The organism is Vibrio sp. B1Z05, assembly GCF_052955985.1.
In genome coordinates, this window is record NZ_CP130463.1 from 425,591 (window position 1) to 439,213 (window position 13,623).

Consider the following 13,623-nt stretch of genomic DNA (forward strand, 5'->3'; position numbering starts at 1 on the left):
GATTAAACTGCCTCCGCTTCGGTTTGTTGCTGCGCTGCTTTGTTCTTTTGCAGAACTGCTTTGTAGTCACGAGGCATTACTTTCGCCAATGACTGCAAGTTCACTTCAAAGTTGTCTAAGAAAGACTGAGCGACTTCACTTCCTGTGAATTGTACGTGTTTAGTTAGCATGTCTTGCAGTAGTGCTTTGTCTTCTGCGTCGATAGGGTCGATATCAACCAACTCGCTATTGAGCTTAGTTTCAAAGTTGCCGTCTTTATCCCAAACATAAGCGATACCGCCACTCATGCCTGCGGCAAAGTTACGACCGGTAGAGCCAAGGATAATCGCGATACCGCCAGTCATGTATTCACAACCGTGATCACCGACACCTTCCACTACAACTTTCGCGCCAGAGTTACGTACACAGAAACGCTCGCCCGCTAGACCGCGGATGAATGACTCACCCGAAGTTGCGCCGTAGAAACATACGTTACCTACAACGATATTGTCTTCAGGAACGATATTCGACTTCGCATCCGGATAAAGCACTAGCGTACCGCCAGATAAACCTTTACCCCAGTAATCGTTCGCGTCGCCCTCAACCTCAAACTTAACGCCCTTGGCAAGGAAAGCACCAAATGATTGGCCTGCGCTACCATTGAACTTAACGTTCATTGGTTGTGGCAATCCTTGGTCTTTGTACACTTTCGAAATTTCGTTAGACAACATTGTGCCCACGCTTCGGTCGGTGTTGATGATTGGGAATTCAGCGCTTACTGCCGTACCTTTTTCTAGTGCTGGAATCGCAGTTTGAATCAGTTTGCGGTCCAAGACATCTTCAAGATTGTGGTTTTGTTCAGTCTGGTTGTATACGCCATCTTCAGCACGCGCAGGTTCAATGTGTAGAACTGGCGATAGGTCGAGGTTTTGGTATTTCCAGTGGCCGATACCGTCACGAACTTTCAGTTTCTGTGATTGACCTACCATCTCTTGAATTGTACGGAAACCTAGCTCAGCCATGATTTCACGTAGACCTTCAGCCATGTATTGGAAGAAAGTCACCACATCATCTACGCGACCATCAAAGCGCTCACGTAGCGTTTTGTTTTGCGTAGCGATACCAACAGGACAGGTGTTCTTATGACACTTACGCATCATGATACAACCTTCAACAACCAGTGCAGCCGTTGCCACGCCCCATTCTTCTGCGCCTAATAGAGTCGCAACAGCAAGGTCACGAGGTGTTTTCATCTGACCATCAGACTGAACAACGATACGGTTACGTAGGCCGTTTTTCAGTAGTGTTTGGTGTGTTTCAGCTAGACCCAATTCCCACGGTAAACCTGTGTGACGAATTGAAGACATAGGTGAAGCACCTGTACCACCATCAAAACCTGCAATCAGAACCACATCGGCTTTAGCTTTTGCAACACCCGAAGCGATAGTACCAACGCCTGCTTCCGATACCAGTTTCACGTTTACGCGACCGTTACGGTTAGCATTTTTCAAGTCGTAGATAAGCTGGGCTAAATCTTCGATTGAGTAAATATCGTGGTGTGGTGGTGGTGAAATTAGACCAACTCCTGGAGTGGAGTGACGAGTTGCACCGATCCAGTCATCAACTTTATCGCCCGGTAGCTGACCGCCTTCACCTGGTTTCGCACCTTGCGCCATCTTGATCTGAATTTCTTCAGAGTTGGTTAGGTAGTATGAGGTTACACCGAAGCGTCCAGAAGCCACCTGTTTGATTGCTGAACGTTCCCAATCACCGTTTTCTTTACGTTCGAAACGAGATGGGTCTTCGCCGCCTTCACCAGAGTTTGATTTAGCGCCAATACGGTTCATCGCAACAGCAAGGGTTGAGTGAGCTTCGTAAGAGATAGAACCAAACGACATTGCACCTGTAGCAAAGCGTTTAAGGATAGCTTCAATTGGCTCAACTTCTTCTAGCGGAATAGAACCGGCTGGGTTCTTAACAAAGTCCAATTGGCTACGCAGTGTGGCTGCATTATCACCTTGGCTATCAACTGCTTGGGTGTATTGCTTAAACTGGTCAAAGTCTTTGTTACGAGTTGATTGCTGTAGCAATGAAATAGTTTCAGGGTTAAACAAGTGTTTTTCACCACGTTGTTTCCACTGATAAACACCGCCAACATCAAGCAATTGCACTGGGATTTCACGGGTTGGGTAACCAATGCGGTGACGCACGATCACTTCTTTAGCGATGTCATCGATAGTCAAACCTTGAATACGAGACACAGTACCAGTGAAGTATTTGTCGACTACCGATTTGCTCACACCAAGTGCTTCAAAGATTTGCGCACCGTGGTAAGACTGCAAGGTAGAGATACCCATCTTAGAGAAGATCTTCAATAAGCCGCCGTTAACGCCTTTACGGTAGTTCTCGAACAAGTCTTTAATGTGCGCTTCAGGGTCTAGTTTCTTAGTACGCTGCAGATCAGCAAGTGTTTCGATGACTAGGTATGGGTTAACTGCGTTCGCACCGTAACCAATTAGCGTTGCAAAGTGGTGTGTTTCGCGAGCATCGCCGGTTTCTACCACGATGTCACATTTAGCACGTAGGCCTTTGCGAATTAGGTGATGGTGAACTGCGCCTACCGCCAGCATAGCTGGAATAGCGGCATGGTTTGAGTTAACCGCACGGTCAGTCAGCAAGATAATAGAGTACCCGTCGATGACAGCATCTTCTGCGTACTGGCAAATACGTTTTAGGGCGCGTTCTAGCTTGCCTTTATCTTCACTGGCTTGGAATACGATATCTAGCGTTTTTGACTGTAAGTGCTCATTATCAATAGCACGTAGCTTCTCAAGTTCAGAGTTAGACAGAACCGGAGACTCTAGTTCTACTTTTTGACAGTGTTCAGGGGTCTCAGTCAGTAAGTTCTGATCTTTACCTAGGTAAGTGTTCAGAGACATAACCATACGTTCACGAATCGGATCGATTGGTGGGTTAGTTACCTGAGCAAACAACTGCTTAAAGTAGTTAGAAAGGTGTTGCGACTGGTGCGACAAAATCGCTAGTGGCCAGTCAGCGCCCATAGCAGAAAGTGGCTCTTTGCCGTCTTTTGACATTGGCACAATAATTTCGTTTACTTCTTCCGAGCTCACGCCAAACGATTGTTGTTTGTGTAGCAAACGCTCTGGAGAAGGTTGGTTGAATTCGTTTTCTGCGTCAGGCAGTTTTTTCAGGCTCAGTAGATTCTCTTCAACCCATGTTTCATATGGCTGAGCATTGGCAATTGAATCTTTTACTTCTTCATCTGAAATGATGCGACCTTGTTCTAGATCGGCAACAAAGATACGACCCGGTTGCAGACGACCACGGAACTCAACGTTTTCTGGTTCAATTTCAACTACGCCAGACTCAGATGCCATCACTAGGAAGTTATCTTTGGTTACTGTGTAGCGAGAAGGACGCAGGCCGTTACGGTCTAGCGTTGCACCTACTTGTACACCATCAGTAAAACATACTGATGCAGGGCCATCCCATGGTTCCATAATATTGGCGTGGTACTGGTAGAAAGCACGACGCTTAGGATCCATGTTTTTGTTCTCTTGCCATGCTTCAGGAATCAGCATCATAAGAGCATGTGGCAGAGTACGGCCAGATAGAACAAGAAGCTCTAGTGCCATATCGAAGTTAGATGAATCTGAGCTGCCTTCTTGACAGATAGGCAGTAGCATATCAATTTCAGCTTGGCTGAAAAGGTCAGACTCAAGGATAGCTTCACGTGCTTTCATCCAGTTCAAGTTACCGCGAACAGTGTTAATTTCACCATTGTGCGCAATGTAACGGAAAGGCTGAGCCAAACGCCATCTTGGGAAGGTGTTGGTTGAGAAACGTGAGTGAACCAAGGCAAGCGCTGTTACCATGGTTGGATTTTGTAGATCAAGGAAGTACTGAGGTACTTGCTCTGTGGTTAGCTGACCTTTATATACCAGTGTCTTATAAGACAAAGAGTTAATGTAGAAGTCATCACCAATGTTAGACACGCTTTCTAGGCATACGCGAACGGTGTAGTTACGTAGAACATACAGCTTTCTTTCTAGCTCTTCAGGCGTTGTGCTTGGGCCACCAGTAATGAATACATGTTCAAACTGTGGTTCAGTACTTAGTGGGTCGGCACCCAGCATAGAGTTATCCGTAGGTAAAACACGGTAACCCAGTACTTCCAAATCAAGACGTTGTGCGTTGCGTTCTAAAATGTCACGACATTGTGCGCGTTTATGCTCATCACGAGGGAAAAGCACCACGCCCACGCCGTACTGTTCAAAGGACGGTAGGCGAACGCCTAACTTAACGGTTTCTTCTAATAGAAACTCATGCGGTTTTTGCAGCAGTATACCTGCGCCATCACCTGAACATGGATCACAGCCTTGACCACCACGGTGTTCCATTCTGGCTAGCATATCTAATGCTTGTGTGACAACTCGATGTGACTTGCGGTTTTTGAGGTGTGCTACAAAACCGATACCACAAGCGTCATGCTCCAGTTCGGGAGTATATAAACCCTGAGCTGATTGCTCTTTATCCAACATAGGTAAATCCTTCCAATCTAATGTGACAAGGGGGAGTGATCCCGCGTCATTGTTCCTTATAATTGTCTCTAAAAGGGCTAATGGGTGTGAAATTAGCCTGCTTCCATTCCGTCTCTCGCTGAAAAGTTCGCGAAAAAAACATTCCTTGGTCATTTCCAGTAGTTAGCTTCTGATTAATAGAATCTTATAAAGGCAGGAGCGGAATATGACCGACTATTCATCTAAAAACGGCATCTTAAATGAGGCGATATTAGGCAATAGTTGTAACTATCCTACAATTTTGTCTAGCTGAATTCCAACGAAAGTTTCATCAAAAGTGGATTTTTTATGAACAAGTGTCTATAGCATCCAGTTAACATTTGTGCATTTATATTTACACGCAAACCTTTGCGTGACCATATTGCCTCAAATACCTCGTTCGATAAAAACTTGCGGAGATGTTAGAATACGCGGCTTATTAATGAAGGGATGTAATTTAGTTTCATGACAGGGTGTCAGGGTACAAAGTCATCATAGGTGAAATTTCATGCAGTTACACGAACTCGTCAATACTCTCGGACAAGATTTACAGCGTCGTTATGGCGAAAAAGTTCATAAACTGACTCTGCATGGTGGATTTAGTTGCCCTAACCGTGATGGAACAATAGGGCGCGGTGGTTGTACTTTCTGTAACGTCTCTTCATTTGTTGACGAAACCACTCAAACTCAGGCAATAGAAGTTCAATTAAGCGACCGATCTAAAGAGATAGCTCGAGCAAAAAAATATTTTGCTTATTTTCAGGCCTACACCAACACCTTCGCTGAAGTGCAAACACTAAGAAAAATGTATGAAGAAGCACTAGAGTCGGCTGATATAGTGGGGCTGTGTGTGGGCACTCGTCCAGACTGCGTTCCTGATGCGGTGATGGACTTGCTGGTGGAGTATAAAGAGAAAGGTTATGAAATCTGGTTAGAGCTAGGTTTACAGACAGCCAACAATGACACCTTAAAGCGTATTAACCGTGGACATGATTTTGAATGTTATGCCGAAATCACAAAAAAGGCGCGCGCCAACGGTATTAAAGTGTGCACGCACTTAATTGTGGGCCTACCAAAAGAAACCAAGCAAGATAATATCGAAACATTACATAAAGTATTAGATGTGGGTACCGACGGCATCAAATTACACAGCTTACATATTGTCGAAGGCAGTACTATGGCTAAAGCATGGAAAGCCGGCAAATTGGAATCTCTAGAACTGGAAGAGTATGTCAGCATTGCTTCTGAGCTAATTAGAATGACCCCTCCAGAGGTGGTGTATCACCGAGTTTCTTCTGCGGCGCGCAGACCAACATTACTTTCCCCGCTATGGTGTGAAAACCGTTGGTTGGCGATGACCGAGATCGGCCGCGCATTAGATAGAGAAGGGGCGCAAGGCTCTCTTTTAAATAATCCGTTTGTATTTACTCAACCAGTGTTAAAGCTAACCTCAGTGAATAACTGAAGATCCCCCTATTAAATAGTTGATGTCTCGACTTTACTTCTAAAATACCTTCTTGCCTTACTTACTTTTACAGTCAGGCAAGATAAACTAATGGCAGTTACAGCAAATGGACTGCTTGATGAAACCATTGAAAACTTACTCTCGATATTATGTCGATCTTCTCGTTCGATTAGGGATCTTCCGATTCTCTTTCCTGCTTGCTCTTGGCCTGATTACTTTAGCTATTTTAGTTCAAGTGGGTATCAGTTGGATTTTAGGAGAAACTTTCGAATATAAACATGCGCTGCGTTCGCTCGCCTTTGGCCTGATTATGACCCCCTGTGCGGTCTATTTTATCTCTATAGTGGTCGATCAATTAGAGGAATCTCGTCGTAAACTCTCTAAGTTGGTCTCTGAGCTCAGTGATATGCGAGAACGCGACCTCGATCTCAATGAAAAGCTCACCCATAACTTAAAACAATTAAACCTTGAGATGAAAGAGCGCCTGTCTGCGGAAGAGTCCCGTGAACAGGCTATGCTCGATCTTGAGCATGAAGTGTTTCAAAGAGAGGCGACTCAGATAGCGCTTGCTGAGAGAACCGCTTTATTACGCTCATTTATCGATGCTTGTCCTGATTTATTTTATTACCGCACCGCCGATGGTGTTTTTTCTGGTTGTAACCATGCGGTTGAGAAACTCACCGGTAAAACGGAAAAAGAGCTGGTTGGATTAACCCCATGGCAGGTTTATAAGAAAGAAATCGCGCAACAGATCGTCGAAACAGATCAAATCGTATTTGAAAACCTCGAAGAGCTTATCTACGAACAGTGGCTTGAGTACCCTGGCGGTCGTAAAGCGTATTATGAATTGCGAAAAGTCCCTTTCTTTAATAAAGAAGGGCGTCATTTAGGTTTAGTTGGGTTTGGGCGTGATATTACCGAGCGCAAATTGAACGAAAAATCCCTAGAAAAAGCCAGTCGCGATAAAACCACCTTTATCTCGACCATTAGTCATGAGTTGCGAACGCCATTAAATGGCATAGTAGGTTTAAGCCGAATGCTGCTAGGTACTAGCTTAGATAAAGAGCAGCGTCAGTATATGCAAACCATCAACATTAGCGCAATTACGCTAGGGCATATCTTTAACGATATTATTGATATAGATAAGTTTGATCGCAATAAGTTAGAGTTAGTTCCTTCTGAACTCAGTTTTAATAGCTTCATTACTGAATTGGACAGTCTGTCTCGCTTAATGGCAGAGCAAAAGAACCTACGTTTTGAACTCGAACGTCTTACCGACATGCCTGACAACATCATTGTGGATGCGACTCGTCTACGACAAGTGTTATGGAACTTAATCAGCAACGCAATCAAGTTCACCTCAGAGGGTGGGGTATTTGTTAATGTAAGTGCAGAACCTTTGCAAAATAACGAAGTTGCCATTCGCTTTGAGATTGAAGACAGCGGTATTGGTATTCCTGAGTCAGAACTTGAGAAAATATTTGCCATGTATTATCAGGTGAAATCTGAAGGGGGCAATCTGCACGCTGTAGGCTCAGGGATTGGCTTAGCGGTATCTCAATCACTTATGAGAAAGATGGGCGGCGATATCTACGCCACCAGTGAAGTGGGGCATGGCAGTACCTTCTATGTTGAATTTACCGCACCTTCTGGCGCACCTATTATAGATAAATTAGAAGAAACGACAGAACCTGTGCAACGTCCACTTTCTATTTTCATGGTTGAAGATATTGAACTCAACGTTACAGTAGCACGCTCTTTATTGACCAGTTTTGGCCACAAAGTCGATGTGGCAATGACAGGTACAGAAGCATTGAGTAAGTTTGAGCCTACCGACTACGACTTGGTGTTATTAGATATACAATTGCCCGATATGACAGGCTTTGAGATCGCTACAGAACTGCAAAGTCGCTATACCAACTTACCGCCAATAGTGGCGCTGACGGCTAACTTAGTAAAAGACAAAACCGCCTATAGAGAAGCGGGTATGCAAGACGCAATAAGCAAACCGTTGTCGGCTAAAGCATTGCGCAAGATTTTAAATAAACTGTGTTATCTCGATGAGCAAATTATCGAAGAGAAAACCCATGCTACTAAAGCGGTACTAGAAGAGCCTACAATCGAAAAAACACCGTTGGATGTGCTAATCGATAAAGAAATGCTACGTTCATATATCGAAATCGTAGGGAAAAAACCGGTACTGGAGAGTGTGCAATTATTTGAAGATATGATGCCAGATTATGTGGCTATTTTAGATTCTAATTTAGCGGCTAAAGACAAAGATGCCATTGTGTCTGAGGCGCATAAAATTAAAGGTGCTGCAGGCTCTGTGGGCCTAAAGCGTATTCAAATGGTCGCTCAGCAAGCTCAATCTCCAGAGCTACCTGCATGGTGGGAAAATATTAATGACTGGATCGACGAGATAAAAGAGAGTTACCTTGGTGATATTGAGGTTGTGAAAGATTGGATTGAGCAAGAGTTTGATAAATAATAAGATCAGCAATGATTACATTCATAGTAATTTGCGAATAGGAATTAGCGATGAAAGTTAAAGTTTTAAGTGCACTATTATTGAGCTCTACGCTCTTATTTGGTTGCGCTTCAATATGTCATGCTCCGTGGGATACCGCGTCAGCAACATCAACAGTCGAGCAGACAAAAGTGACACTGGAAGCGAATATGTGGGGCAATAAAATGCCCACTATTGGCGAGACGGCTTCATCGGCTCCGTTGCATGGTAATTTAGTCTTAACCTCAGATAAAACTATCCCAGCAGATCTGGCGGTAACGGCTATCTGGGTTCGCTATGCAGGTGAAACATTCCTTATTGATGAAGATGCATTTGATGTTGAAGCTATCAACGAGAAACAGTGGAAGATTTCTTTCAAACAAGATGAAGGTTATAACGATAGCGCTACTGCCGCTGATGTTGCGGTTGAGCTAAAAGGTGAAACGCAAAAAGTATGGTTAATTGATCAAGCTGTAGACGTGGATGCAGTTTATTAGTTCGCTTAGCCTAAGCAACAGACCTAAAAAAACCCAGTTTAAAAACTGGGTTTTTTATAATCAATTCAGGATTGATTATGCGTCTAAATCACCACAAAAACGGTAGCCTTCACCGTGAATAGTAGCGATGATTTCAGGAGTGCCCGCAACTGATTCAAAGTGCTTACGAATGCGACGAATCGTAACATCTACAGTACGGTCATGAGGTTTAAGCTCACGTCCTGTCATTTTTTTCAATAATTCTGCGCGAGTTTGGATTTTTCCTGGGTGCTCACAGAAGTGCAGTAATGCACGGAATTCTGAGCGAGGAAGTTTGTAACTTTCGTTATTTGGGTTAACCAAAGAACGGCTGTTAATATCTAGAACCCAACCGTTGAATGTGTATTTCTCAACGTTTTTGCTCTCTTCGCCTTCTTTACTAACGCTCATTGAACGAGATAGAAGGTTACGAGCACGAATAGTCAGTTCACGAGGATTGAAAGGTTTAGTGATGTAATCATCAGCACCGATCTCAAGTCCTAAAATTTTATCGACTTCATTGTCACGGCCAGTTAGGAACATAAGAGCGACATTGGCTTGCTCTCTCAATTCACGAGCTAAAAGTAAACCGTTTTTGCCTGGTAAATTGATGTCCATGATCACTAGGTTTACTGAATTTTCAGAAATCACTTGATGCATAGAATCGCCATCTGTTGCTTCGAATACGCTGTATCCTTCTGCTTCAAATATGCTTTTTAGTGTACTGCGAGTTACTTGTTCGTCTTCAACGATAAGAATGTTAGGGGTTTGCATTGGCTCTACCTAAACTATGTGTAATTGATTTTTATTAATAAATTCTAGGCAAAAAATAACATCAAGGTAATCATTTGTGTGCGTATGTAATGCACTCGATGATTTCATTGCACCTTAACATCCCCCTCCTTGGAAATTTCACAAGGTACTTAAAATCCGATAGTACCTTTCATTCTTGGCCAAATTAATTGCGCATCATACCGACTTAACAGCTTTCTAACAATCAAATGTTGTTCATTTATTTTACTTTATTGATTTAAATCAATCGTTAATTTTAACAAATAAGTGAAAACGACTCTCGATTCTGTGATCAATATCGATATTTTGTGCTAGGCGCTAGTATTCATTAAATAAGAACAAGGTGCAATAGTTGCATTAGTGTGAAATTTGTACATAAATCCCGTTTAAAAGCTAAAACCAAGTCTTACTTCTATTGCACTTTGCCACTCTTCATAGTCTAAAGTTGCCTTCAAATTTAAGCTTTCAGTTAACATATATTTGCCAGACAGTTCTGCCCCCATATAGTCGCTAATGCTTACTGCTTCTACGTCTGGCGAGGCATAGATAGCACTATTCAAAGAGAGTTTGTTACTAAAATGGTAGTTCACACCACTTAAAAAATCGCGACTTGATTGACGATCGACTGAGCCAGAAATTCGTGTTGCAACATAAAGATCGATATTTTCGAAAACTGAGTATGCATAGCCGGTATCGACACGCCACTCATCAAATTGCTCACCCGAGCCAGGAATAGCAGACATAAATAAGCGATGTGGGGATTGGTTATTCAATGCGTGGATGTTTGAGTCCTGCGGGACGGCGTTGTCAAAGTCTGTAGCACTATAGGCGGTGGTAGTGAAAAGAGTAAATAGAATGGGCACGAGCAAAAGCAGTTGATAACGAAAAAATAATCGCATTTTGTCCCCTTATTCATCCTTGAAGAATATCAATTATGGGTGTGGATAAGAGGAATTTCCATGCTAACGCTTATAAATAATTTGTTTACCTTATGTTATTGTGATGAAGACAGTTCCTATTTCAAATTTTTAGCTTTGATGTCTATACTTTCCTCCCATTTTTGTTGATGAAAATGGGAATTTGTCCATTTTTGTTAATTTATCATTGACGGATTAAAGCAAAATAGGTAATTCTAGAGTTAGACATATTTAGAAAACAGATAGAACAGTAATGCAAAACACACGTAGCCTGATTACCCGAATCATTATTACCGACACCACCAGTGTTGGGGCAGGCTGCTGAAAGAAAACTTTTACAAAAAAGGCCTGTATCCCACCAGATACAGGCCTTTTTTATTGCAATTTTTAGCTCAGGGAGAATGGAATGCGAGTATTAAAGTTTGGAGGATCGTCGTTATCGGATGCAAGTAGGTTTTTGCGTGCGGCGAATATTATTGCAAGTAATGCGGATCAAGAGGAGTTGGCGGTTGTCTTATCTGCTCCAGGAAAAACCACCAATAAACTAGTCGCAATTATCAACTCTGCGCTAGAGAAGCAAGATGTAGAACCTCTGATCAATGACTTACGAAGCTCTTTTATAGAATTATCGAACAACATCAAACAAGAGCTGCCTCATATTCAGTTAGACGCTTTCTCGGCTCAAGTTGAAGAATCACTAGGCAACTTAGTTGAGTTTGTGCAAGGTATTAAGCTATTGGGCATGTGCCCAAACAACGTTAATGCGCGCATCATTAGTAAAGGTGAAAAAGTTTCTATTCGCTTAATGAAAGCGGTATTAGAAGCCAAAGGACAAGCCGCGGGTCTGATTGATCCTGTGCAATACCTTTATGCGAAAGGTGATTACCTAGAAGCTATGGTAGACGTTGAAGTCTCGACGCAGAACTTCGTGCAATCACCATTACCAAAAGATGAAGTGCATCTAATGCCGGGCTTTACCGCAGGTAACGCTAAGGGCGAACTGGTTACTCTTGGGCGTAATGGCTCAGATTATTCTGCGGCGGTATTGGCAGCTTGTTTACGTGCCGATTGCTGTGAAATTTGGACTGATGTAGACGGCGTGTATAACTGTGATCCGCGCTTAGTTGAAGACGCACGCCTCCTTAAATCGTTAAGTTACCAAGAAGCGATGGAGCTTTCTTATTTTGGCGCTTCAGTGCTGCATCCAAAAACCATCGCCCCGATTGCACAGTTTAATATTCCTTGTCTGATCAAAAACAGCTTCAACCCACAAGGGCCGGGCACTTTAATCGGCCTAGATACCGGTGAAGATAATTTAGATATCAAAGGCATCACGACCTTAAACGACCTGACTATGGTTAATGTGTCAGGCCCTGGCATGAAAGGTATGGTGGGTATGGCAAGTCGCGTATTTGGCGCGATGTCTTCTGCGGGTATCTCGATTGTACTGATTACTCAATCTTCTTCTGAATACAGCATTAGCTTCTGTATTGAAGCGGTCGATCGCCTGCGTGCTCAAGCGGTATTGGAAGAAGCGTTTGAACTTGAACTAAAAGATAACTTGTTGGAGCAAATCGAGTTCATCAATGATGTGGCGATTTTGACTCTGGTTGGCGACGGTATGCGCACTTCTCGCGGTGTGGCTTCTAAGTTCTTTACCTCGTTAACTCAAGTAAATGTCAACATTGTGGCTATTGCTCAAGGCTCTTCTGAGCGCGCTATTTCAGCGGTAATCCCTGAAAACAAAATTGCTAAAGCGATTAAAGCGTGTCACGAAAACCTATTTAATTCTAAACACTTCATCGACTTATTTGTGGTTGGTATTGGTGGTGTTGGTGGTGAGTTTGTCGATCAGGTCGCTCGTCAGCAGCAAAAACTTGCTAGCAAAGGCATTGTGATGCGCGTGTGTGCCTTAGCCAATAGCCAAGGCATGTTACTTGATGGCGAAGGCTTAGACCTAGATCAATGGCGTGATCGTATGGGAGATGCTAGTGAGAGATTCTGCATTTCATCATTGAGCGCTATGGTGCAGCGCAATCACATCATTAACCCAGTATTAGTTGATTGTACCTCTAGTGAAAACGTAGCCGGTCAGTACGCTGACTTCCTACAAGCTGGCTTCCATGTGGTGACGCCAAACAAGAAAGCAAACACAGCGAGCATGTCGTACTACCATCAATTGCGTCAAGTTGCGCGTGCTTCAAGACGTAAACTTATGTATGAAACTACGGTAGGCGCAGGCTTACCTGTTATCGAGAACCTGCAAAACCTAATTAACGCGGGTGATGAACTGGTTAAGTTTAACGGCATTTTGTCGGGTTCAATGTCCTTTATCTTTGGCAAATTAGATGAAGGTATGACGTTGAGTGAAGCGACAAAAGTAGCCATGGATAACGGCTTTACAGAACCTGATCCTCGCGACGATTTATCGGGCATGGACGTGGCACGTAAGCTGCTGATTTTGGCTCGTGAAACTGGCATGTCGATTGAACTTGAAGATGTCGTGGTTGATCAAGCATTGCCACCGGGTTTTGATGATTCTGGTTCTATTGCTGAGTTTGTAGCGCGTTTGCCTGAGGCGGATGCTTACTTTACGAATTTGTCCCAAGAAGCGGCTAAAGAAGGCAAAGTGCTTCGTTATGTGGGTGAGATTGCCGACGGTAAATGTCGAGTGGCTATCGCGGCGGTAGATGAGAACGATCCTCTATTTAAAGTAAAAGATGGTGAGAATGCTCTGGCATTTTACAGTCGTTACTATCAGCCAATTCCACTGGTTATGCGTGGTTACGGTGCTGGGACAGAGGTAACGGCGGCAGGTGTATTCTCTGATGTAATGCGTACATTGGGTTGGAAGTTAGGAATCTAA

Annotated in this window: 7 protein-coding genes and 1 other annotated feature; of the genes, 4 read left to right on the top strand and 3 right to left on the bottom strand. The window is 43.4% G+C overall.

The window, feature by feature from the left end:
• Positions 1–2 precede the first annotated feature (2 nt).
• Entirely contained in the window at positions 3–4,541 is a 4,539-nt protein-coding gene (gene gltB, locus QV280_RS02055) for a glutamate synthase large subunit (RefSeq protein ID WP_152821309.1), read from the bottom strand.
• Between the two features lie 526 nt (positions 4,542–5,067).
• Here gltB and QV280_RS02060 point away from each other — a divergent pair.
• The 3 genes from QV280_RS02060 to QV280_RS02070 all read left to right on the top strand — a co-directional run bounded on the left by QV280_RS02060 (position 5,068) and on the right by QV280_RS02070 (position 9,030).
• Complete coding sequence (locus QV280_RS02060) at positions 5,068–6,024, top strand: TIGR01212 family radical SAM protein (protein ID WP_152821307.1); 957 nt, start codon at positions 5,068–5,070, stop codon at positions 6,022–6,024.
• Between the two features lie 118 nt (positions 6,025–6,142).
• The gene (gene arcB, locus QV280_RS02065) at positions 6,143–8,515 is read left to right on the top strand and encodes an aerobic respiration two-component sensor histidine kinase ArcB (protein WP_023405231.1); all 2,373 of its coding nucleotides are present in this window, start codon (positions 6,143–6,145) and stop codon (positions 8,513–8,515) included.
• Positions 8,516–8,565: 50 nt separating this feature from the next.
• A complete protein-coding gene (locus QV280_RS02070) occupies positions 8,566–9,030 on the top strand; it encodes a hypothetical protein (protein ID WP_152821304.1) in 465 nt (154 codons plus the stop codon).
• A gap of 75 nt (positions 9,031–9,105) precedes the next feature.
• On the opposite strand, the gene arcA is transcribed toward QV280_RS02070, so the two are convergent.
• Positions 9,106–9,822 (bottom strand): two-component system response regulator ArcA, encoded by a 717-nt coding sequence (gene arcA / locus QV280_RS02075; RefSeq protein WP_023405233.1) that lies wholly within the window; start codon positions 9,820–9,822, stop codon positions 9,106–9,108.
• Between the two features lie 404 nt (positions 9,823–10,226).
• Positions 10,227–10,739 (bottom strand): hypothetical protein, encoded by a 513-nt coding sequence (locus tag QV280_RS02080; RefSeq protein ID WP_152821301.1) that lies wholly within the window; start codon positions 10,737–10,739, stop codon positions 10,227–10,229.
• Between the two features lie 281 nt (positions 10,740–11,020).
• Positions 11,021–11,136, top strand: a sequence feature (Thr leader region).
• A gap of 27 nt (positions 11,137–11,163) precedes the next feature.
• Between QV280_RS02080 and thrA the strand changes: the two genes are divergently transcribed.
• Positions 11,164–13,623 carry a bifunctional aspartate kinase/homoserine dehydrogenase I gene (gene thrA / locus QV280_RS02085; RefSeq protein ID WP_152821299.1) on the top strand — a complete coding sequence of 820 codons (2,460 nt, stop codon included), beginning with the start codon at positions 11,164–11,166 and terminating at the stop codon, positions 13,621–13,623.